General features: G+C 74.1%; 22 protein-coding genes and 2 riboswitches. Of the genes, 10 read left to right on the plus strand and 12 right to left on the minus strand.

Features of this window, described 5'->3' with window-relative positions; genetic code table 11:
- The first annotated feature begins 6 nt into the window (after positions 1-6).
- A complete protein-coding gene (locus ACWEPX_RS11845; protein WP_451897099.1) occupies positions 7-426 on the plus strand; it encodes a hypothetical protein in 420 nt (139 codons plus the stop codon).
- An 81-nt stretch (positions 427-507) separates the two neighbouring features.
- On the plus strand, positions 508-2,964 hold the full coding sequence (locus ACWEPX_RS11850; protein WP_451897100.1) for a BTAD domain-containing putative transcriptional regulator: 2,457 nt from the start codon (positions 508-510) through the stop codon (positions 2,962-2,964).
- Here the strand turns inward: ACWEPX_RS11850 and ACWEPX_RS11855 are convergent.
- Positions 2,961-3,782, minus strand: coding sequence for an aldo/keto reductase (locus ACWEPX_RS11855; RefSeq protein WP_451897101.1), 822 nt, complete (start codon positions 3,780-3,782; stop codon positions 2,961-2,963). The genes ACWEPX_RS11850 and ACWEPX_RS11855 overlap by 4 nt on opposite strands.
- Before the next feature lie 239 nt (positions 3,783-4,021).
- Here ACWEPX_RS11855 and ACWEPX_RS11860 point away from each other — a divergent pair, with 239 nt between their 5' ends.
- The gene (locus ACWEPX_RS11860; RefSeq protein WP_451897102.1) at positions 4,022-4,213 is read left to right on the plus strand and encodes a hypothetical protein; all 192 of its coding nucleotides are present in this window, start codon (positions 4,022-4,024) and stop codon (positions 4,211-4,213) included.
- 59 nt (positions 4,214-4,272) lie between these two features.
- On the opposite strand, the gene ACWEPX_RS11865 is transcribed toward ACWEPX_RS11860, so the two are convergent.
- Entirely contained in the window at positions 4,273-4,797 is a 525-nt protein-coding gene (locus tag ACWEPX_RS11865) for a hypothetical protein (RefSeq protein ID WP_451897103.1), read from the minus strand.
- Positions 4,798-4,839: 42 nt separating this feature from the next.
- Between ACWEPX_RS11865 and ACWEPX_RS11870 the strand changes: the two genes are divergently transcribed.
- Positions 4,840-5,265 carry a tetratricopeptide repeat protein gene (locus ACWEPX_RS11870; RefSeq protein ID WP_451897104.1) on the plus strand — a complete coding sequence of 142 codons (426 nt, stop codon included), beginning with the start codon at positions 4,840-4,842 and terminating at the stop codon, positions 5,263-5,265.
- A 45-nt stretch (positions 5,266-5,310) separates the two neighbouring features.
- On the opposite strand, the gene ACWEPX_RS11875 is transcribed toward ACWEPX_RS11870, so the two are convergent.
- The 9 genes from ACWEPX_RS11875 to ACWEPX_RS11915 form a co-directional block, all read right to left on the minus strand.
- Positions 5,311-5,706 (minus strand): hypothetical protein, encoded by a 396-nt coding sequence (locus ACWEPX_RS11875; protein WP_451897105.1) that lies wholly within the window; start codon positions 5,704-5,706, stop codon positions 5,311-5,313.
- Between the two features lies 1 nt (position 5,707).
- Positions 5,708-7,387 (minus strand): hypothetical protein, encoded by a 1,680-nt coding sequence (locus tag ACWEPX_RS11880; protein WP_451897106.1) that lies wholly within the window; start codon positions 7,385-7,387, stop codon positions 5,708-5,710.
- A gap of 129 nt (positions 7,388-7,516) precedes the next feature.
- Positions 7,517-10,384: an aminomethyl-transferring glycine dehydrogenase gene (gene gcvP, locus ACWEPX_RS11885; RefSeq protein WP_451897107.1), complete on the minus strand. Its 2,868-nt coding sequence runs from the start codon at positions 10,382-10,384 to the stop codon at positions 7,517-7,519.
- A gap of 59 nt (positions 10,385-10,443) precedes the next feature.
- A riboswitch (glycine riboswitch) is annotated at positions 10,444-10,563 on the minus strand.
- A riboswitch (glycine riboswitch) is annotated at positions 10,564-10,668 on the minus strand.
- A gap of 537 nt (positions 10,669-11,205) precedes the next feature.
- On the minus strand, positions 11,206-11,751 hold the full coding sequence (locus ACWEPX_RS11890) for a MerR family transcriptional regulator (protein ID WP_451897108.1): 546 nt from the start codon (positions 11,749-11,751) through the stop codon (positions 11,206-11,208).
- 226 nt (positions 11,752-11,977) lie between these two features.
- Complete coding sequence (locus tag ACWEPX_RS11895; RefSeq protein WP_189211086.1) at positions 11,978-12,454, minus strand: bifunctional nuclease family protein; 477 nt, start codon at positions 12,452-12,454, stop codon at positions 11,978-11,980.
- 124 nt (positions 12,455-12,578) lie between these two features.
- Positions 12,579-13,232 carry a transcriptional regulator FtsR gene (gene ftsR / locus ACWEPX_RS11900; RefSeq protein ID WP_451897109.1) on the minus strand — a complete coding sequence of 218 codons (654 nt, stop codon included), beginning with the start codon at positions 13,230-13,232 and terminating at the stop codon, positions 12,579-12,581.
- Between the two features lie 5 nt (positions 13,233-13,237).
- Positions 13,238-13,684, minus strand: a complete 447-nt coding sequence (gene garA, locus ACWEPX_RS11905) for a glycogen accumulation regulator GarA (RefSeq protein ID WP_451897110.1) — start codon at positions 13,682-13,684, stop codon at positions 13,238-13,240.
- Between the two features lie 103 nt (positions 13,685-13,787).
- Complete coding sequence (locus ACWEPX_RS11910) at positions 13,788-14,354, minus strand: CDP-alcohol phosphatidyltransferase family protein (protein WP_451897111.1); 567 nt, start codon at positions 14,352-14,354, stop codon at positions 13,788-13,790.
- A 13-nt stretch (positions 14,355-14,367) separates the two neighbouring features.
- Entirely contained in the window at positions 14,368-14,916 is a 549-nt protein-coding gene (locus ACWEPX_RS11915) for a type 1 glutamine amidotransferase domain-containing protein (protein WP_451897112.1), read from the minus strand.
- Between the two features lie 88 nt (positions 14,917-15,004).
- Here ACWEPX_RS11915 and ACWEPX_RS11920 point away from each other — a divergent pair, with 88 nt between their 5' ends.
- Complete coding sequence (locus ACWEPX_RS11920; protein ID WP_451897113.1) at positions 15,005-16,345, plus strand: FAD-binding oxidoreductase; 1,341 nt, start codon at positions 15,005-15,007, stop codon at positions 16,343-16,345.
- Here the strand turns inward: ACWEPX_RS11920 and ACWEPX_RS11925 are convergent.
- The gene (locus ACWEPX_RS11925) at positions 16,332-17,150 is read right to left on the minus strand and encodes a crotonase/enoyl-CoA hydratase family protein (RefSeq protein ID WP_451897114.1); all 819 of its coding nucleotides are present in this window, start codon (positions 17,148-17,150) and stop codon (positions 16,332-16,334) included. The genes ACWEPX_RS11920 and ACWEPX_RS11925 overlap by 14 nt on opposite strands.
- Positions 17,151-17,275: 125 nt before the next feature.
- Between ACWEPX_RS11925 and ACWEPX_RS11930 the strand changes: the two genes are divergently transcribed.
- Genes ACWEPX_RS11930 through ACWEPX_RS11950 form a run of 5 tightly spaced genes read left to right on the plus strand, consistent with a single transcriptional unit; the run spans position 17,276 to position 21,807 of the window.
- A complete protein-coding gene (locus tag ACWEPX_RS11930) occupies positions 17,276-17,422 on the plus strand; it encodes a hypothetical protein (RefSeq protein WP_189211092.1) in 147 nt (48 codons plus the stop codon).
- Between the two features lie 57 nt (positions 17,423-17,479).
- On the plus strand, positions 17,480-18,004 hold the full coding sequence (locus tag ACWEPX_RS11935) for an ArsR/SmtB family transcription factor (protein WP_451897115.1): 525 nt from the start codon (positions 17,480-17,482) through the stop codon (positions 18,002-18,004).
- 37 nt (positions 18,005-18,041) lie between these two features.
- Positions 18,042-19,262, plus strand: a complete 1,221-nt coding sequence (locus tag ACWEPX_RS11940) for an MFS transporter (RefSeq protein WP_451897212.1) — start codon at positions 18,042-18,044, stop codon at positions 19,260-19,262.
- Between the two features lie 26 nt (positions 19,263-19,288).
- Positions 19,289-20,860, plus strand: coding sequence for a hypothetical protein (locus tag ACWEPX_RS11945; RefSeq protein WP_451897116.1), 1,572 nt, complete (start codon positions 19,289-19,291; stop codon positions 20,858-20,860).
- On the plus strand, positions 20,839-21,807 hold the full coding sequence (locus tag ACWEPX_RS11950; RefSeq protein ID WP_451897117.1) for a hypothetical protein: 969 nt from the start codon (positions 20,839-20,841) through the stop codon (positions 21,805-21,807). Before ACWEPX_RS11945 ends, ACWEPX_RS11950 begins: the two co-directional genes overlap by 22 nt.
- The last annotated feature ends 79 nt before the right edge of the window (positions 21,808-21,886 follow it).

Below are 21,886 nucleotides of genomic sequence, written 5' to 3' on the forward strand. Positions count from 1 at the left end.
GGACGCATGCACAAGCTGACACGGATCGGGCTGCCGCTGCTCGCGGCGCTGGGCCTGCTGGTCCCGGGCGGGGTGGCCGCCGCGGACGGGCCGGTCGCCCTCGCCTCCTTCCCGTGGCCGCCGAGCTGCGGCAACGCGGTGAAGTCCTACGACGGCGGCGCGCTGGCCTGCTTCAACCCGACCGGCGAGCACCTGTACCTGTGCGACACCGCGGCCGACGGCAGCCATCCGGAGGTGCGCTACCAGGGCAACCACGACGGCAGCACCTGGGGCCTGGCCCGCAACTACGCGGGCGCGGGCCAGTGCGTCGACATCAACCTGACGATGGCCGAGGACACCTTCATCCGCTACACCCCGCAGAACTGGGACGGCAACCGGCGGATGAGCGACGGCCCGACCACCGGCTGGATCAGCGCCCGGGGTTGATCCATTCGGGCCCCGCCCGCGGGCCGCGGACGGCACACTGTCCCCGTTGGGGGGAGTATGCGGTTCCAGGTGCTCGGTCCGATGACCGCGGGCGGGGTCCCGGTCACCGGTGCGCTGCGGCGCACCCTGCTCGGCGTGCTGCTGGCCGAGGCCAACCGGCCGGTCGCGGTGGACGCGCTGGTCGAGGCGCTGTGGCGGGCGCCGGACCCGCGGGCGCGGCAGAAGCTGCACCTGCACGTGCACAAGCTGCGCCGCGACCTCGGCGGCGACCGGATCGAGCACGGCCCGGCCGGGTACGCGCTGCGGGTGCGGCCCGGCGAGCTCGACGCCGAGCGCTTTGACGCGCTGGTCGCCGAGGCGCTCGCCGCGGCCGACCCGGCGCGGCGGGCGCGGCTGCTGCGCTCGGCCGTCGGGCTCTGGCGCGGCACGCCGTACGCCGGGCTGGACGTGCCCGCCCTCGACGCCGCGGCGCAGCGGCTCGGCGAGCGCAGGCTGACCGCGCTGGAGGAGCTGCACGAGGCCGAGATCGAGCTCGGCGGGCACGCCGCCGCCGCGGCGGAGCTGGCCGCGCTCACCCGCGAGCACCCGCTGCGCGAGCGGCTGCACGCGCTGCTGGTGCTGGCGCTGCACCGCGACGGGCGGCAGGCGGACGCGCTGGCCGCCTACCGCGCGGCCCGGGCGACCGTGGTCGCCGAACTCGGCGTCGAGCCGGGCCCGCAGCTGCGCGCGGTCGCCGCGGCGGTCCTGGCGGGCGGGCAGCCCGCGCAGCTCCCCGCCGACGTGCGCGCCTTCGTCGGCCGCGCGGCCGAGCTGGCCGAGCTGGACGCCGGGCCGCTGGTGGCGGTCACCGGGACGGCGGGCGCGGGCAAGACGGCCCTGGTGGTGCGCTGGGCGCACCGGGCGCGGTCGCGGTTCCCCGACGGCCAGCTCCACGTGGACCTGCGCGGCTACGCCCCGGACCGGCCGGTGCCCGCCGCCGCCGCGCTGGCCGGGTTCCTGCGGGCGCTGGGCGTGCCCGGGCCCGCGATCCCGACCGACCCCGCCGAGCGGGCGGCCCGGTTCCGCTCGCTGGTCGACGGCAGGCGCCTGCTGGTCGTGCTGGACAACGCCGCGGACTCCGACCACGTCCGCCCGCTGCTGTCCTCGGCCACGACGGTGGTCACCAGCCGCGACTCCCTCGCCGGGCTGGTGGCGCGCGAGGGCGCCCGCCGGGTCGTGCTGGACCGGCTGCCGGTGGCGGAGGCCCGCGGGCTGCTCACCGCGCTGATCGGCGCGCCCGCGCCGGAGCTGGCCGAGCGGTGCGCGCGGCTGCCGCTGGCCCTGCGGGTGGCCGCCGAGCTGGTGCGGCTGCGGCCGGAGGCGCTGGCCGAGCTGACGCGGGAACGCGCCCGGCTGGACCTGCTCGACGCGGGCGGCGACCCGGCGACGGCGGTGCGCGCGGTCTTCTCCTGGTCCTACCGCAACCTCCCGCCGCAGGCCGCGCGGCTGTTCCGGCTGTGCGGGCACCGCGTCGGCCCGGTGGCCGACCCGCCGTCGCTGGCCGCGCTCGCCGACCTCCCCGAGGCCGACGCCCACCGGGCCGTCGACGCCCTCGTGCGCGCCCACCTGCTCGAACGCGCCGCCGAGGGCCGCTACCAGATGCACGACCTGCTCAGCGCCTACGCCGCCGAGCTGGCCGACGGCGGCGAGGCCGAGGCCGCGATCAGCAGGCAGGTCGACTGGTACGCGCGCACCGCGGAGGGCGCCTGCCCGCGGTGGCTGGACCGCGAGCTGCCCGCCCTGCTCAAGGCCGCCGAGCTGCGCCCGGACGCGGCCCCGCGGCTGTCCGCCGCCCTGTGGAAGCACCTGGACAACCAGGGCCGCGCCACCGAGGCGCTGGCCCTGCACGGCCGCGCGCTCGCGGTCCGCCCCGACCCGAGCACCCGCGTGCGCCTGGGCGTCGCGCACCTGCGGCTGGGCCAGGCCGCCGAGGCCGAGCGCTGCTTCACCGCCGCCCGGCACGACCCCCGCGCCGCCGCCAGCGCGCTCAACAACCTGGCCCTGCTGCGGATGGGCCAGGGCAGGCCCGGCGACGCCCTGCCGCTGGCCGAGGCGGCGCTGGTCAGCGCGGGCGGGGACGAGCGGACCGCGGCGATCCGGCTCAACCTCGGCGACATCCGCCGCGCCACCGGCGACCTCGCCGCCGCCCGGCGCGACCTCGACGCCGCGCTGGCCGCGGCCCGCGCCCGCGGCGACCGGCTCGCCGAGAGCTTCGCCCTGTGCCACCTGGCCCACCTGCACCTCGACGCCGACCGGCTGCCCGAGGCCGCCGCCGCGGTCGAGCAGGCGCTCGCCGTCGCCGCGGAGGTGGGCAGCGGGCTGGTGACCGCCGAGGCGACCCACCACGCGGGCACGCTGCGCCTGCGCGCGGGCGACCGCAACGGGGCGGTCGCGCTCTACCGGCGGGCGCTGGCCAAGGCCGAGGCGATCGGGCACCGCGGCCAGGCCGCCGCGACCCGCGGCGCGTTGGCGGAGCTGGCGCTCGTCGGCTCGCGCTAGGCGTTGAACTCGTCGGGGTTGGGCCCGACCCGGCCGCCGTTGTCCAAGGTGGACAGCGTGCGCATGTCGTCATCGTCCAGCTCGAAGTCGAAGATCTCGAAGTTCGCCTTGATCCGGGCCGGGGTGACCGACTTCGGGATCACGATGTTGCCCAGCTGCAGGTGCCAGCGCAGCAGCACCTGCGCGGGCGAGCGGCCCACCCGCTCGGCGATGCGGCCGACCACCGGGTCGCCCAGCAGCGCGCCGGAGGCCAGCGGGCTCCACGCCTCGGTGGCGATGCCGTGCTGGGTGTGGAAGGCGCGCAGGTCGGCCTGCGGCAGGTTCGGGTGCAGCTCGACCTGGTTGACCGCGGGCACGACGCCGGTCTCGGCGATGATCCGCTCCAGGTGCGGGCGGTGGAAGTTCGACACGCCGATGGAGCGGGCCCGGCCGTCGCCGCGGATCTTCTCGAACGCCCGCCAGGTGTCCACATAGGAGCCGCGTGCCGGGGCGGGCCAGTGGATCAGGTACAGGTCGACGTACTCCAGGCCGAGCCTGCCGAGGCTGGCGTCGAAGGCCCGCATCGCCGAGTCGTAGCCCTGGTCGGAGTTCCACAGCTTGGTGGTGACGTAGACCTCCGAGCGCGGCAGGCCGGAGCGGGCGATGGCCCGGCCGGTGCCCTCCTCGTTGCCGTAGGCCGCCGCGGTGTCGATGCTGCGGTAGCCCACCTCCAGCGCGGTGGCGACCGCGTCGACCACCTGGTCGTCGGGGACCTGCCAGACGCCGAAGCCCAGCTGCGGGATGGTGGCGCCGTCGTTGAGGGTGACGTTGGGAACCATGCTCGTCCTTCGTGGTCTGCGCGCGATCCTCCCGGCACGTACCCGCCGCCCGCCGAGGGCGAAACCTTCCTCACCCGTTGGTATTGCGCGCCCGTGCGCCGCTCCGCTACGGTCGTGCCATGACTGCCGGGTCGGCCATTGGCCATGAGTGGATCGGTGACCCGGCCCTGACGTGATCAGGGCCCCTCCCGCCCCCAGAGTCCGCATTCCAGGACCGGGGAAGGGAGGTGAAATCACACATGATCCCCAACGTTGGCGATGTCTTCGTGGGCACCGCCGTCGCGGTCAAGCCGTTCGGCACCTTCATCGAGCACCCCGAGGGCGCGCACGGCCTGCTGCACGGCGAAACCACCGAGGTCGGCACGCAGGTGAGCGTCCGCGTGCTCCACGTCGACGCCGAGACCCGCCGCTTCAGCCTGGCCAGGGCCTAGCGCCCGGGGCGGGCCTTCCGGCAGCCGTACACTGCCGGAAGGCCCGCGCGTCCAGTCTGTCAGCGGCCCAGCGTCCTGGCCAGCGCCAGGAAGTCGCCGAAGACCTCCGGCGCCATGCCGGTGATCACGTTGAAGTCCACAAAGGACTCGTCGTGGAAGCTGACCCGGACCGGCGTGCGCATGCGCCTGGTCGGCCCCTGCTCGGTGATGGCGCGCACGCGCTCGATGCCGTAGGAGGCGTAGCACTCCGGCGGCGTCGCCTGCCCGTCGATGCCGAAGTTCCACACCGAGAACGTGCGGGTCGCCAGCACCAGCATCGGGTAGGCCGCCTTGCGGGAGACCCGGCGGGCGTCGCTGCCCTCCGGGCCGCCGATGTGCTTGCGCGCGTTGATCCGCGAGGTGACGAACTGGACCAGGTGGTCGAGCTTGATCCCGGTGAGCCAGGTGAGGTCGCCGCCGCCGTCGGTGCCCTGCTGCGCCATGTGGTTGCTGAAGGCGAAGGCTCGCACCGGGTCGTCGGGGCCGAGGCGCCCGGCGAGGATCGAGCGGTAGTCGGGCAGGGCGGCGACGGCCGCCTCAGCCACCTCCGCCGCGTCCTCGACCTCGGCGGCGACGGGCTCGACCGGGTGACCGCCCTGATCTTGCGCACCAACCTGGCCGAACTCCTCCTGCTGACCGGCGACCCCGAGGGCGCCGAGCGGGCCGCCGCCCACGTCGTCACCACCGCGCGCGAGCACGGCCTGCGCTCACCGCTGGCGATGGGCCTGTGCCAGCTCGGCGGCGCCCTCGCCGCCCAGTCCCGGCACGGCGAGGCCGAGGCACACCTCGCCGAGGCCATCGCCCTCGCCACCGCCATCGGCGCGCGCGACCTCGTGGCGGCGGCCCACAACTACCTCGCCACCAGCCTGTCCGCCCGCGGCGACCACCCCGCGGCCGAGCACCACCACCGGCAGGCCCTCAGCGCGGGCGACCCCGTCCAGCGCGCCATCGCCGAACAGGCCCTCACCCGCCTGCCCACCACTCCCCACCCGGCCGACGCCCCACGCCGGTAGCGCACCAACGGTGCTGGATCCCGCCGGGTCGGGCCGGTTGCCGCGCTACAGCGCGTCGATGTCCTTGGTGATGGCGGTCAGCTGGGGCTTGAGCGCCGACAGGCCGCCGATGGTGTCGGACAGCTCGGTCAGGCCGGGGAGGAGGTCGCGCCACAGCTCGCCGACGATGCCGGGGGTGTCGGGGCTGGGGTTGCGGGCCTGGGTGGCGATCTGGCTCAGGCCGAGGTCGGTCATCGCCCGCCGCGGGACCTGGTCGGCGTGGGCGCGCAGCACGTCGCGGACCTGGTCGACGCGGTCGGCGAGGGTGGCCAGCGGGTCGGCGGCGGCGCGGACGCGGATGCCGCCGGTGACGTTGACCGAGCCGCCGCTCTGGATGACCGGGCCGGTCATCGACCCGCCCACCGTCATCTGGTTGTGCACGGACCGGGGGTGGTTCTCCACGTCAGCCGCCCTTCACGTCGATGTCGCGGATGGTGTTGTTCAGGCCCATGGTGATCGGGCCGGTCATCGACCCTCCGATGTGGACGCTGTTCTGGACGATCGCCTGGGCCTGCTGCTCCAGCGAGGCCCGCAGGTAGCCCGCCTCGGCCAGCAGCGCGCTGACCGCGCGGATGGCCCGGGTGTGCATGATCTTGAGGTAGCGGTCGACGTCGAGGCGCTGGAAGTAGTTGCGGACGTCGTTGTCGGCGGCGAACTCGCGCAGGCTGCTCAGCGCGCCGTACTTGTCGGGGTTCACCATGCCGCGCTCGACCTTGAGCGGCCGCAGCACGGTGAACAGCCGGGTCGTGTTCGCGGGCAGCTCGGCGGGGAAGGCCACCAGGTCCACCAGCGCCTGCCGCAGCGCGCGGCCGGTGTCGTGCCTGCGGGTGTCGATCTCGCGGTACTCGGCCTTGATGGGCCGCAGCACGCACGGCGTCCACTCGATGTAGAGGGTCGTCTCGTTCATCGCCACGTGCAGGTACACCGACAGGATCAGGTCGTGGTCCCAGGTCAGCACGGTGAACCGGCGGTAGTGGCGGGCCCACTCGACCGGCTGGTCGCGCAGGGCCAGGGCCCGCCCGCGGGAGATGTGGGTGTGCGGGCGGCTGGTCTCGTCGCGGATGAACGGCCTGCCCTCCACCGCGCCCAGGTGCTCGACCAGCTCGTCGGAGCTGATCGCCACCATGTCCTCGGTGATGAGCCGGGCGAAGCGGCCGCTCGGGGAGAGCGGGCCGGAGTCGCGCAGCGCCTCGATCTCGCCGCTGATGGCGTCGAGCAGCCGGGCGGTCGACAGCGGCTGGTGCTCGGCGGCGTGCGGGTTGCGCTCCAGCGGGATCGCCATCGACCACGGCCGGTGCGCGGCCCCCGCGCCGACGAACGGGTCGTAGCCGCGGTGCACCACCAGCGGCACCTTCTCGACCGCGCCCCGCTCCGAGTCGGCCAGCGACTCGACCGCGGGCAGGTAGCGCTGGCGGACCATCTCGGTCAGCGCCGGACTGAACGCCATCAGCTGGGTGTCCAGCCGCGCCGACGGCGACGGCTGGTGGCCGATGCGGCGCTGGAACCGCTGGGTGATCAGCCGGTTGACGACGATGCGGTTCGCGGCCAGCACGGCGAAGAGGGGGACGATCACCACCAGCGCCAGCGGGTCCAGCTCCCACTGCTCCTCGGTGACGCCGTACATCGTCGTGAACAGCAGGGCGAGCAGCACCAGCACCGCGACCGCACCGCCCACCCGGCCGCGCGGGCTGTACCCGCCGACCTGGAAGCGGAACGAGCCGCGTGCCATCCGCGCGAGCCTGCCCCCGCGCACCAGCACCACCGGGACGGCGAACAGCAGCCACACCAGCAGCCAGACCGGCCACAGCACCGCCAGCAGCACGGCGAAGACCAGCGCCACGGCCGCCACCAGCCGCACCCGCACCCGCGCCTGGACCGCCTCGGCCAGCACCGCGCCCGCATCGATGCCCGGCGACGGGGCGGTGGCCCTGGTCGGCTCGACCAGCATCTCGGCGACGGCGCGGTCGGCGTAGTCGGGGCTCAGGTGGGCCGCTGCGCACAGGTAGCGGGTGCTGTCGTCGCGGTCGGGCACCGCGGCCGCGACCCGGGGGAAGGTGTCCGTGCGCTCGTCGTGGGCGACCATCGACGCGGTCCTTTCACACAGTGGAGCACTGTGGGTACGGACCGCAACCTAGCGCGTCAGCGCGCCGATGATCGCCCACGACGTGGTTTTGTCACCTCATTGTCCTAAGCGGGCGCTGCCCCGCGGCGCTCAGGCGTAGGCGTCCAGCGGCGGGCAGGAGCAGACGAGGTTGCGGTCGCCCTTGGCCCCGTCGATGCGCCGCACCGGCGGCCACACCTTCGCCGCGGTCGAGCCGGTCGGGAAGGCGGCCTCCTCGCGGCTGTAGGGGTGGTCCCACTTGGCCGCGATGCTCGCCGCCGTGTGCGGGGCGTTCACCAGCGGGTTGTCGTCGGCGGGCCAGACCCCGGCGGCCACCTTGTCCACCTCGGACCGGATGGCGATCATGGCCGCGCAGAAGCGGTCCAGCTCGGCCAGGTCCTCGCTCTCGGTCGGCTCGACCATCAGCGTGCCCGCGACCGGGAAGCTCATCGTCGGGGCGTGGATGCCGTAGTCGGCCAGCCGCTTGGCCACGTCGTCGACGGTGATGCCGGAGGACTTGGTGAGCGGGCGCAGGTCGAGGATGCACTCGTGGGCGACGAAACCGCCCTTTCCGGTGTAGAGCACCGGGTAGTGCTCGCCGAGCCTGCGGGCGACGTAGTTGGCCGCCGCGACCGCGGTCAGCGTGGCCCGCTTGAGCCCGTCGGCGCCCATCATCCGCACGTAGGCCCACGAGATCGGCAGGATCGACGCGCTGCCCCACGGCGCCGCGCTGATCGGGCCGACGCCGGTCGCCGGGCCCGCGGTCGGCTGGAGCGGGTGGTTGGGCAGGAACGGCGCCAGGTGCGCGCGCACGCCGATCGGGCCGACGCCCGGGCCGCCGCCGCCGTGCGGGATGCAGAAGGTCTTGTGCAGGTTCAGGTGCGAGACGTCGGAGCCGAACTTGCCGTAACGGGCCAGGCCGATGAGCGCGTTGAGGTTCGCGCCGTCGACGTAGACCTGCCCGCCCGCGTCGTGCACCAGCCCGCACACCTCGCGCACGGTGTCCTCGTACACCCCGTGCGTCGACGGGTAGGTGATCATGATGGCGGCGAGGTCGTCGCGGTGGGCGTCGATGGTGGACCGCAGGTGGTCCATGTCGATGTTGCCCGCGTCGTCGCACTTGACGACCACGACGCGCATGCCGGCCATGACCGCGCTGGCGGCGTTGGTGCCGTGCGCGCTGGAGGGGATCAGGCAGACGTCGCGCTCGCCGTGGCCCTGCGAGCGGTGGTAGGCGCGGATGGCCAGCAGCCCGGCGAACTCGCCCTGGCTGCCCGCGTTCGGCTGGATGCTGACCGCGTCGTAGCCGGTGACCGCGGCCAGCCAGCCCTCCAGGTCGGCGATCACCTTGAGGATGCCCTGGGCGTCCTCGACCGGCGCGAACGGGTGCAGCTCGGCGAAGCCCGGCCAGGTGATGGGCTCCATCTCGGCGGTCGCGTTGAGCTTCATCGTGCAGGAGCCCAGCGGGATCATGCTGCGGTCGAGCGCGACGTCCTTGTCCGAGAGCATGCGCAGGTAGCGCAGCAGCGCGGTCTCGGAGTGGTGGGTGGAGAAGACCGGGTGGGTCAGGTAGTCGCTGGTGCGCAGCAGGCCCTGCGGGAGGGCGTCGTCGGTGCCGGCGTCGAGGGCGTCGGCGTCGGCGGTCACGCCGAAGGCCGACCACACGGCGGCCAGGTGGGCGCGCGTGGTGGTCTCGCCGGTGGAGATGCCCACGTGGTCGGCGTCGACCAGGCGCAGGTTGACCGCCAGCTCGCGGGCGCGGGCGACGACCTCGGCCGCCTTGCCGGGGACCCGGGCGACCACGGTGTCGAAGAAGCCGTCGTGGACGACCTCGACCCCGCCCGCGCGCAGCCCGGCCGCCAGCACGGCGGCCATGCGGTGCACGCGGGTGGCGATGGCCTTCAAGCCCTCCGGCCCGTGGTAGACGGCGTACATCGACGCGACGACGGCCAGCAGGACCTGCGCGGTGCAGATGTTGGAGGTGGCCTTCTCGCGGCGGATGTGCTGCTCGCGCGTCTGGAGGGCCAGGCGGTAGGCCAGGTTGCCGTCGGCGTCGGTCGACACGCCCACGAGGCGGCCGGGGAGCTGGCGCTCCAGACCGGCGGTGACGGCCATGTACCCGGCGTGCGGGCCGCCGAAGCCCATCGGCACGCCGAAGCGCTGGGTGGTGCCGACGACGACGTCCGCGCCAATCTCGCCCGGGGCGCGCAGCACGGTCAGGGCCAGCAGGTCGGCGGCCACGGCCACCTTCGCCCCGCGCTCGTGCGCCGCGGCGATGAGCGCGGCGTGGTCGACCACCGCGCCGGAGGCGCCCGGGTAGGCCAGCAGGACGCCGAAGAAGTCGCCCTCGGGCAGGCCCCCGGCCAGGTCGGCGACGACGACCTCGATGCCCAGCGGCTCGGCGCGGGTCTCGACCACGGCGATCGTCTGCGGGAAGGTGTCGGCGTCGACCACGAACCGGTTCGACTTGGCCCGCCCGGCCCGGCGCAGCAGCGTCATCGCCTCGGCCGCCGCGGTCGCCTCGTCCAGCATGGAGGCGTTCGCCGTGGGCAGGCCGACCAGCTCGGCGACCATCGTCTGGAAGTTGAGCAGCGCTTCGAGCCTGCCCTGGCTGATCTCCGGCTGGTAAGGGGTGTACGCGGTGTACCAGGCCGGGCTCTCCAGCACGTTGCGGCGGATGACGGGCGGGGTGACCGTGCCGTAGTACCCCAGGCCGATCATCGGGTGCAGCGTGCGGTTGCTCTCGGCCAGCGCGCGCAGCTCGGCCAGCGCCTCGGCCTCCGTCGCCGGGGCGGGCAGGTCCAGCCGCAGCCCGTCCTCCCGGATGGCGGCGGGCACGGCCTGCTCGGCCAGCTCGTCCAGCGACCCGACGCCGACGGTGCCCAGGATCCGGTCCAGCTCGGCGGGCCGCGGGCCGATGTGCCGGTCGGCGAAGGGGGTGCCGTGCTCCAGCGCGGCGAGGGGGATGCGGTCGCTCATCGGCGGGCTCCTCAGACGGGCAGTACCGGGTCGGGCCGACGGTACGGGTGTTCCGCCAGCCCTCCCCCTCTGTCCGTGCCCGAGTTGAGGGCGCCTGAGAGCTTCGTCCGCCGCGGCGGACTTGCACCTTCGGCGGGGCCGTGCCGGGGGTACCCGGCCAGCCCGCTTTCCAGAGGTGTCTACCCCGTGCGGTCCTGGGTGCCTGAGAGGTTCCGGGGAGGATTTGCTCCTTCGGCGCCGGGTTGGGCCTGGTGGGGCCCGCCGGACTCTCCCGCGCGGGATCTGCGACGTGGGTGAGTGTAGCTGGAAGGTGGGGGTGGGCCGGTTGGGCGGGCTTGGTGGCGGGCGTCACAGTCCGGTGCTGGCCGCCTGATGGGGCTTGGGCGGCGTTGCTGCCCTGCGTGGCGTGGTTGCGCGGGGTGGCGGGTCGGTGGGTCGTCCCGCGGTTTGGTGGGTGGGTCGCGCGGTTTGGTGGGCGGGTTGCGCGGCTTGGGTGGTGGGTCCGATGGGGTGAACTCGCATTCGCGGGGACCCCTAAGCGAAACGCCGCTTGGGCGTGAAGAGCGGCGATGCGGGCGAAGCCCGTTCACGCCCCCGCAAGTTTAGCGGCGTTTCGCTCCCCGCGAATGCGAGTCCACCCCATCGGACACTTGGGCGGGGGCGCGTTCCTGTTGGGTGGGTGGTTGCGCTGCTATCCGGCGTCTCGGCTTCCTGGATTCCGTGCCGTCCGGCTATCCGGGTGCCATGTCGTCCGGCTTTCCGGGTTTCCGGCTGCCGTGTCGTCCGGCTTCCGCGCCGGTGGCTTGCTTCCCTGGTTCGGGTTAGCCTGCTGACCTGGCTTTTCGGCGTTGGGTCAGTTCGTCGTCGGTGATTACGGCGCCGTCGGCTCGTTCGGCGGGGAATTCGTGGATGGTGCCGGTGATTTCGCGGATGGCGCCGCTGACGGCGATGCCGAAGACGCCCTGGCCGCCGCGGAGGAGGTCGACGACCTCTTCGGGGGAGGTGCACTCGTAGACGGTGGTGCCGTCGCTGAAGAGGGTGATCTTGGCCAGGTCGCGGACGCCTCTGCGGCGGAGGTGGTCTACCGCCACGCGGATGTTCTGGAGGGAGACGCCGGTGTCCAGCAGGCGCTTGACCACCTTCAGGACCAGGACGTCCTTGAACGAGTACAGCCGTTGGGACCCCGAGCCGTGGGCGCTGCGGATGGTGGGCACCACCAGGTCGGTGCGGGCCCAGTAGTCGAGTTGGCGGTAGGTGATGCCCGCGATCTGGCACGCCGCGGGGCCGCGGTAGCCGACCAGCTCGTCGGGCAGCGATGAGTCCGGGAACAGCTCGCCCTGCTCGGCGTCGTCCGCGTGCTCCCCCATTGCGGAACCGTGCTCCAACACGCCTGCCTCCCCTCGTCCGGTCTGGCGACCGGCGAACGAGACCGCCCGTTCCGCTCGGTGGGAACGCCTCGGCCGCGCCACTCGCGCCGGTGGGCTCGCACACCGGCGCGAATCGGCTCGTCTCCGACGGTAAGACGCCCCCGCCCGGGGGTCAACGCGACGCGCGGAGGCGCGCCGAACCGCACGGTCGGAGATGGCCGCGGGGCTAGGTGTCGGCCCCGCGGAAGTCCTCCGGGGAGACCGAGTCGAGGAACTCGCGGAACTTCTCCACCTCGTCCTCCTGCTCGTCGGGGATGACGAGCCCGGCCTCCTGCAGGACGGAGTCCTCGGCGTGGATGGGCACGCCCACCCGCAGCGCGAGGGCCACCGAGTCGCTGGGCCGGGCGGAGACGCGGATGTCGCCGTCGAAGACCAGCTCGGCGTAGAACGTGCCCTCCCGCAGATCCGTGATCCGCACCTGCTCAAGTTCCCGGCCGAGCGCGCCGATGACGTCCTTGAGGAGGTCGTGGGTCAACGGCCGGGCGGGTCGCACCCCCTGCTGCTCCAGCGCGATCGCGGTCGCCTCGACCGACCCGATCCAGATCGGCAGGTACCGATCGCCCTCGGTCTCGCGCAGCAACAGGATCGGCTGGTTGGCAGGCAGCTCCACCCGCACGCCCACCACGCGCATCTCGCTGCTCATCGGGCTCGCCTCCCTCCGCTCGCTGGGGCACCGGCGTCCCGTATCACCGAGCATCGCTTATCGCCTGGCATCGACGCTACCCGCCGAGGGCAGCCGATGCCGGACAATCCGGCGACGGGCTTGATCACTGGCCGGTCACCCGCCGCAAACCGGACTTGACCAACAGCGTATGCAACCCCACCGACAGCCCGGTCAATTCCCGGGCCTGCTCGGCGGCCTTGCGCTGGTCGCGCTGGCGGTACAGCGGGACGACGACCTGCTCCAGCAGGCCCAGCTCCCGGTCCGCCGCGGCGCGGAACGCGCGCAGGTGCCGCGGTTCGAGGCCGTAGCCGCCCAGCGCGGCGGCGATCCGCACGATCTGCACGCCGTCGGGGTCGTAGCGGCCGTTGTCGTCGGGCCGGACCAGGCCGTACTGCTCCAGCTCGGCCATCAGGGCCGGGGACACCCCGGTGTGCGCGATGACCTCCTCGCGGCTGAGCCGGTCGGCGGCGGCGGGCTTGGGCGCGGCGGGCAGGGCGGCGCCTGCGTCCAAGCGCTCGCGGATGACCTTCAGCGGCAGGTAGTGGTCGCGCTGGGCGGCCAGCACGAACCGCAGGCGGGCGACGTCGGCGTCGGAGAACCGGCGGTAGCCCGCCGCGGAGCGCTGCGGGCTGACCAGGCCCTCGGCCTCCAAGAAGCGGATCTTGGAGATGGTGACGTCGGGGAACTCCGGGCGCAGCCGCGCCAGCACCGCCCCGATGGTCGCCCCGTCCCGCGTCGGTCGCCCGACCGCCGACATCGGCCTTACGCGCCCGCGCTCGGGCCGGTCAGGAAGACGAGCCGGAACTTGCCGATCTGCACCTCGTCGCCACCGGCCAGCACGGCCTGGTCGACCGGCTCGCGGTTGACGTAGGTGCCGTTGAGGCTGCCCACGTCGATGACCACGAACTCCCCGCCCTCCCGGCGGAACTCGGCGTGGCGGCGGGAGACGGTCACGTCGTCGAGGAAGATGTCGCTGTCGGGGTGGCGCCCGGCGCTGGTGGTGTCCCGGTCCAGCAGGAAGCGCGAGCCCGCGTTGGGGCCGCGCTTGACCACGAGCAGGGCCGAGCCGTGCGGCAGGGCGTCGACACCAGCGACAGCGGGCTCCGGCGCCGGGGTGGGGGCGCCCTCGTTCAGGAAGTCGGCCCGGAAGACCGAGGTCCGCTCGGGAGACTGCTCCGGCGGGATTCCGGGCCCGTCGTTGGTGCTCACGTGAGCTCTCCTCCTGCTGGGTCGACTCCGTTGAACAGTGCCAAACGTACCGTGCGCGATCAGCAGTGGTGAGGGTGGCTCCCCCGTCCGGCGGGAGATCGTCTCAAGATCGCAACGCGGCGCGGGTCTGCACGAGGTAGAGCAGACCGGACCAGATGAACAGCACCCCGCCCCAGATCGCCAGCGCGTAGGCGAACGGCCGGGCGATCTGGGCGGCCGTCGAACCGCCCTGGGCCAGCAGGAGCAGCGGGAAGGCGTACATCAGGTTGAACGTGGCCGCCTTGCCGATGTAGGTGACCTCCGGCGGCCCGAAGCCGTTGCGCCGCAGCACCGCGATGCACACGCCGACGACGAGGTCCCTGGCCACCAGCGCCACGGCCACCCACAGCGGCACGATGTCGCGCACGACGAACGCGACGATCGTGGCCAGCGTGTAGAGCCGGTCGGCGGCCGGGTCCAGCAGCACCCCGAGCCGGGAGGTCTGGTCCAGCCAGCGGGCGATCTTGCCGTCGAGCCAGTCGGTGACCCCGCTGAGCACCAGGATGGCCAGGGCCCAGCCGTCGGCCTTCGGCACCAGCAGCAGGTACAGGAACACCGGGACGCCCGCCAGGCGCAGCACGCTCAGGGCGTTGGGGATCGTCCAGATCTTGTCCGCGGGTTCCGTCGTCACGCGCGGAGCGTAGTTACGACCGCTCGAACACCTCGACCAGGGTCCGGCAGAAGGCGGGCAGGTCGTCGGGCTTGCGGCTGGACACCAGGGTGCTCGGCGCGCCCTCGCAGACCACCACCTCGGCGTCGACCCAGTCCCCGCCCGCGTTGCGGATGTCGGTCTTGAGGCTGGGCCACGAGGTGATCCGCCTGCCGCGCAGCACGTCGGCCTCGACCAGCGTCCACGGCCCGTGGCAGATCACCGCGACTGGTTTGCCCTGGTCGAAGAAGGATTTGACGAACGAGACGGCGTCGGGGTCGGTGCGCAGGAAGTCCGGGTTGGCCACCCCGCCGGGCAGCACCAGCGCGTCGAAGTCGTCGGCCCCGGTGTCGGCGGCGGTGCGGTCGACGGGGAAGGTGTCGGCCTTGTCGAGGTGGTTGAACGCCTGGATCGGCTCCTTGCCGGTCGAGACCAGCTCCGGGGAGCCGCCCGCCTGCTCGACGGCCTTCCACGGCTCGGTCAGCTCGACCTGCTCGGTGCCTTCCGGCGCGACCAGGAACGCCACTCGGCGATCGGTGAGCATCTGCCCTCCTGTGGGTCGGTGGGGGTTGGCCGCAGGATGACCCGGATGCGGGCGTGGCCAAACATCCCGCGGCGCTAGCGTGGGCCGCGTGGATCTCGTCGGGCGGTTGCGGGCCGCGCTGGGGCCGGAGCACGTGCTGACCGACCCGGACCTGCGCGCCGGGCACGAGACGGACTGGACCGGCCGGTTCAGCGGGCAGGCGCTGGCCGTGGTCCGGCCGGGGTCGCGGGAGCAGGTGGCCGCCGTGCTCACCGCGTGCGCCGCGGCCGGGGTGGGGGTGGTGCCGCAGGGCGGCAACACCGGCCTGGTCGGCGGGGGCGTGCCGCGCGGTGGCGAGGTGGTGCTCAGCACGGCGCGGCTGTCCGGGCTCGGCCAGGTGGACCGGGTGTCCGGGCAGGTCACCGCGGGCGCCGGGGTGCCGCTGGCCCGGCTGCGGGCGCACGCCGCGGCGGCGGGGCTGGACTTCGCCGTCGACATCGCCGCCCGCGACTCGGCGACCGTCGGCGGGATGGCGGCCACGAACGCGGGCGGGCTGCGGGTCGTGCGCTGGGGGCCGATGCGCGACCAGGTCGTCGGGGTGGAGGCGGTGCTGGCCGACGGGCGGGTCGTGGGGTCGCTGGCGGAGCTGGAGAAGGACAGCACCGGCTACGACCTCACCGGGGCCCTGGTGGGCAGCGAGGGGACGCTGGCGGTCATCACCGCGGTCCGGTTGCGGCTGGTGCCGCGCATGGCGCACCGGGCGACGGCGGTGCTGGGCCTGCCGTCCACGGCGGCGGCGGTGGCGGCCATCGGCGCGCTGCGCGGGCCGCTGCTGGCCGCGGTCGAGGTGTTCTACGCCGACGGCGTGCGGATGGTGTGCGAGCACCGCGGCATCGACGCGCCCTTCGACGCGCCGGTCTACCTGCTGGTCGAGTTCGCTGGCGAGCAGGACCCGGCCGACGCGCTGGCCGCGGCCGTGGCCGACCTGCCGGACCTGGTCGACGCGGCGCTGGCGGCCGACGCGGCGGACCGGCGGCAGCTGTGGGCCTACCGGGAGGGGCACACCGAGGCGATCAGCGCCCGCGGCGTGCCGGTCAAGCTCGACGTCGCCGTCTCCCCCGCCCGGGCCGCGGAGTTCGAGGCCGCGGTGCGCGCCGCGGTCGCGGGCGCGGCCCCGCAGGCCCGCCTGGTCCTCTTCGGCCACCTGGCCGAGGGCAACTTCCACGTCAACGTGCTCGGCGCGCCCGACGCCCACGCCGTGTCCGACGCCGTGCTGACGACCGCGGCGGGCTTCGACGGGTCGATCTCGGCCGAGCACGGCGTCGGCGTGGCCAAGGCGCCCTGGCTGCACCTGACCCGCACCGCGGCCGAGCGCGACCTCTACGCGGCCATCAAGCGGGCGTGGGACCCGGGCGGGGTCCTCAACCCCGGCGTGCTCATTCCCCGCTGAAGGACGGCGGGCGGCGCTCCAGGAACGCCTGCACGGCCTCGCCGAGGTCGCGGGAGGGCAGGAAGGCGGCGTTCCAGGCCGAGACGTACCGCAGCCCGTCGGCGACCTCCTGCTCGCGCCGGTGGTTGAGCACGTCCTTGGTCCCCTGCACGACCAGCGGCGGGTTGGCGGCGATCTCGGCGGCCATCGCCCGGGCGGCGGCCAGCACGGCCTGCTGGTCCGGGTGGACGTCGTTGACCAGGCCGATCTCCCTGGCGCGCTCGGCGGTGATGTCCTTGCCGGTGTAGGCCAGCTCGCGGACATGGCCCTCGCCGATGATCCCGGCCAGGCGCTGGAGGCTGCCCAGGTCGGCGACGATGGCGACCTTGACCTCGCGGACGCTGAACCTGGCCTCGGCCGAGGCGATGCGGATGTCGGCGGCGGCGATGACGTCGACTCCCCCGCCGATGCACCAGCCCGACACCGCGGCGATGACCGGCTTGCGGCAGCGGGCCACCGAGGACACCGCGTCCTGGAGGGCGCGGATCTCGTCGAGGAAGCGGGTGCGGGGCGCGGCCAGGGCGTCCCCGGCCAGCAGGCCGCCCCAGGAGGGCAGCATGGCGGGCAGGTCCAGCCCGTAGGAGAAGTTCGGGCCGCTGCCGGTGAGCACGACCGCGCGCACGTCCGGGTCGGCGTCGAGGTCGGCGAAGACCTCCGGCAGCTCGCGCCAGAAGTCCGGGCCCATCGCGTTGCCCTTGCCGGGCCCGAGCAGCGTGACCTCGGCGATGTGGTCCGATTTGCCGACCTGAAGCGAAACCAGTGTCATGCCCGCCAGTATTACCCATGAGTAACTTAGCGGCCATACCCGATCGTGTACCCACCGGATGACGCATGCTGTCGGGACCGACATGTAGGTTCCGCACGGATCATGCTGTTGATTGGAGTAATCCCGTGGCCGGTCAGATGTCCACGCCGATCTTCGACGAATTGCTGCGCGAGATGACGGCCGCGGCCGAGGCGGCCCAGGCCCCCAAGCCCGAGCCCAAGCCAGAGCCGCAGGTCACCGGCACCGGCGGACGGCGCCGCAAGCCCGAGTAGCCGACCGCCAAAGAGGCGTTTGACACACCGGTGCGCGGATTCGGCAGACTGGCGACCATGAGCGAGGGGGATTCGGGCGCCAGCCTGCCCGGCATGCGGGCGCTCGCCCACCCGCTGCGCATGCGCATCCTGACCCTGCTGAGCGGTTCGGCGATGAGCGCGGCCGAGGTCGCCCGCGAACTCGGCGGGACGCAGGCCAACGTCAGCTACCACCTGCGCAAGCTGTTCGACGCCGGGCTGCTGGAGATGGTGGAGGAGGTGCCGATCCGCGGCGGCGTCGCCAAGCGCTACCGGCACCGGCCGCACCCGGTCCAGCCGCGCCCGGACCAGGCCATCCTCACCGAGCTGACCAGGCGCAGCGCGCTGCGCGCCGCGCACGGCGCCACCGCCGACGCCGAGCTGTGGGTCGACCCGGAGCTGTGGCGGGAGACCGTCGAGGCGATCCGCGCGCTCAGCGACCGGCTGCACCGCTCCGCCCTGCCCCCGCACAGCCCCGGTACGGTCCGGGTCAGCACGACGATCTCGCTGTTCGAGATGGAACCGGGGGAAGCACGTGGCGGACTTCGAGGCGAGCGGGGTTGACGGCAGCCACCACGAGCTGGGCGGGCGGCCGCCGGGGATGTGGGAGCCGCTGCGCCACCCGATGTTCCGCAGGCTCGTCGTCGGCCGGATCACCACCTTCCTCGGCAACGCCGTCGCGCCGGTGGCGCTGGCCTTCGCCGTCCTCGACCTGACCGGCTCGGTCGCCGCGCTCGGCATCGTGGTGGGCGCGCGGTCGCTGGCCAACGTGGCGCTGCTGCTGCTCGGCGGCGTGCTGGCCGACCGGCTGCCGCGCGGGGTCATCCTGCAGGGGGCGAGCCTGGCCGCGGCCGGGTCGCAGGCGGCGATGGCCGCGGCCGTGCTGCTGGGGTTCGCCAGCATCCCGCTGCTGGTGGTGCTGAGCGTGGTCAACGGGGCGGTCGCGGCCGCGTCGCTGCCCGCGGCCTCGGCGCTGACCCCGCAGACGGTGCCGCCGGAGCTGCTGCGCCAGGCCAACGGCCTGGCCCGCATCGGGATCAACACGGCGATGATCACCGGGGCGTCGGTCGGCGGCCTGGTGACCGCGCTGATCGGGTCGGGCTGGGCGATGGCGACAACCGCGGCGGTGTTCGTCGTCGCCGCGTTCTTCTACGCCCGCGTGCGCGCCCCCGAGGTCGATGTGGACGCGCCCACCCGGCCGCTGGCCGACCTGAAGGCGGGCTGGCGCGAGTTCGCGTCCCGGCCGTGGGTGTGGTCGGTGGTCGCGGGGATGCTGGTGGTCAACGCCGCGTTCGTCGGCGGGCTCCAGGTGCTCGGCCCGTCGGTCGCCGACGAGACGGTCGGCAGGCTGGCGTGGGGGTTCATCCTCGGCGCGCAGACCGCGGGCGCGCTCGTCGGCGGGCTGATCGCCACCCGCTGGCAGCCGCGCCGGGCGCTGCTGGTCGGCACGGCGCTGATCGCGGTCACCGCGGTGCCGCTGCTCACCCTGGCCCACCTGCCCGCGCTGGTGCCGCTGCTGGTGGCGATGGTGGCCTGCGGGATCGCCGCCGAGCAGTTCGGCGTGGCGTGGGACGTCTCGCTGCAGGAGAACGTGCCCGCCGACAAGCTGGCCAGGGTGTACTCCTACGACGCGATGGGCTCGTTCATCGCCATCCCGCTGGGCGAGATCGCGATCGGGCCGCTGGCCCTGCAGTTCGGCGCGCCCGCCACCCTGACCGGCGCCGGGGTGCTGATCGTGGTCGCCGTGCTCGCGGTCGTCGTCACACCGGGCATCCGCACCATCGCTATCCGTCGGCCAGCTGACCAGAAAGCCGTTGCCTAGCCCGGCAAGCGGGCATGATGTGCGCCGTGGACGGTTACCAGCACGTGTCCCGCGCCCCGACGCTGCCGGGCGGGGCGCACCACGCGATCCCCGACGAGTTCGACGTGGCCGCGCTCTACGACGGCCCGTACGGGCGGGCGCGGGCCGCAGACGCGCCGCTGGACGAGAAGCTGCGCCAGGCGTACTTCTGGATCGTCAACCACGCCATCATCAGCCCGCACTACGACATCGAGTTCCACGACGGGCCCAGCACCGGGGTCGCGCTCGGCGACAGCAAGGCCCGGCTGACCCTCCCCAGTGGACAGAGCTACTCCAGCTTCGTGCTCATCCCGCTGCTGACCTTCGCGGTGCGGCGGCGGTGCCTGCTGGTGGGCGGGCCGGGCCGCGGCAAGACGGCCAGCGCGGTGCTGATGGGCGTGCTCGCGGGCTACCCGCTCACCGAGATCCGCCGCGCGATGCAGCACGGGCACCCGCAGTTGACCATCGCCGACCTGCTCGGCACGCCGCTGCCCGCCGACCTGGTTCGCGCCGAGCGGCTGGCCGACATCGACATCGCGTGGCGGCGCTGGCTGTCGATGCGCGTGAAGATCATCGACGAGTACAACCGCATCCCCACCCGCACCCAGTCGGCGCTGCTGACGCTGATGTCCGACGGCTACGCCGAGGTGTTCGACCAGGTCTACGAGGCCGCCGACGCCGCGTGGTACCTGACGGCCAACGACGACGCGGGCGGCGGCACCTACCAGGTCATCGACGCGCTGAAGGACCGCATCGACGTGGTGGTGCAGGCGCTTCCGTTCAACAGCCGGTTCCTGGGCGAGCTGGTGACGCGGGTGGAGCAGCGGCTGCGGCCGGAGGAGCTGGTGCCGCCGGAGATCGTGTTCAGCGAGGCCGAGCACGAGCGGATGTGGGCGGAGATCCTGGCCGTGCCGCTGCCCGCCGCGGTGCGGCGGCGGCTGGAGTTCTTCACCGCGCAGTTCGAGCTGCTGGAGGGCGCTGGCGAGCAGTTCGAGTACCGCACCAAGGACACCGCCCGGCTGGCCGGGGTCGACCCGCACCTGCTCGCCGCCGCCGAGACCGGGCGCGACCGCATCGCCGACCTCGGCGCGCAGACGCTCGGCGGGGTCTCGGTGCGCGCGCTGCAGAGCATCCTGGCCTACGCCAAGGCGTTGGCGTACTTCCGCGACCGCGCCGAGGTCGGGTTGGACGACCTGCGCGCGGTGCTGCCGTTCGTGCTGCACGACAAGCTCGTCGCCGACGACCGCTCCCCCGCCTTCGACCAGCCCTCGCACCGTCCCTACCGGACGGACCGGGTGAGCTGGCTGCGGCACCTGTTCGACCGCGCGTGCGCCGAGTACGACCGGCTCGACCTCGACGCCGACGATCCCGTCGGGACGATGCTGGCGGAGTTCGAGCGCGGCCTCGACGGCGTGGGCGAGGCGGAGGTGACCGCGCGGCTGGCGCGCATCGAGGGCGTGCTGGCCGAGTGGGCGCGCGGGCGCAAGCTCTACGGGCACGTCCACGACGACGCGCTGGCGCTGAAGTACCTGCACCAGCGGTACGTGAACTACCGGGCGTGGCTGCGGTGGAAGGGCTGACGCCGTTCCAGCGGGCGCTGGCCGCCCGCCGCGACCAGCACAACGCCCGCTTCCGGATGGCCAGGCACCGCAACCGGGCGCTGTCGCCCGCCGACGTCCTCGACCACCTGCGGACCAAGGTCGGCCCGGTGGTCGACGCCGCGGGCGGCGACCCGGCCGAGGTGGCCGACGCGCTGGTCGAGCTGTCCTTCGCCGCCGCGGAGCGGGACGCGCTGTCGTCGCCGGTGTTCGACGTGCTGCCCGCGCTGGCCGGGTTCATCGGCGCGGCGCCGCGGCGGGTGCCCGCGGCGGTGCTCAACGCGGCCCTGCACCTGTCCGACGCCGACCTGACCGGCTGGCTGCGCACCATGCGCACGCTGGGCAGCCTCATCGCGCCGACCTCCCCGGATCGGGTGCTCGCCGCGGGCGCGGTGGCGGCGTGGCGGCACGGCCTGGCCCGGCTGCGGACCTCGGCCCTGGTCGCGGCCCGCGAGCTGGCCCCGGACCTGCGCGCGGTGGCGCTGGGGGCGGCCAGCCCGGTGTCCGACGACGCCCTGGCCGCGCTGGCGGCCGACCCGTGGGCCGAGCCGAACGCCCGCGGCCCGCTGGCCGTGCGCGCGGTGCGGCGGGTGGGGGCGTTCACCGGCTTCGGCGGGCGGTTCCGGCGCCCGCCGGTGGTGCACGCGGTGGACGGCCGGTGGTTCGCGGTGGCGGACCAGACGTGGGAGGTGGTGGCCGACCGCTACGGCTCGGCGCTGCGCCCGGTGCCCGCCCTGCCCGCGGGCGCGCCGGGTGTCCCGGAGCTGGCGCTGCGCCCCGGTGGCCTGGTGGTGGACGAGTCGGGTCCGGGCGGGGCGCTGGCCCTGCCGGAGCTGGCGTCGGCGACCAGCGTCGCAGGCCACGGCGGCACGCTCGCGGTGACCACGCCCAACACGCACGCGGTGCTGTTCGTGGCGAGGACGACGTGACCGCGGGAGCGGGCCGGGATCGGCCCGACACACCACCCACACCCGCCGCGACGAACGAGCCGGGCGAGGCCGACCTGAC

The organism is Actinokineospora sp. NPDC004072, from assembly GCF_053604195.1.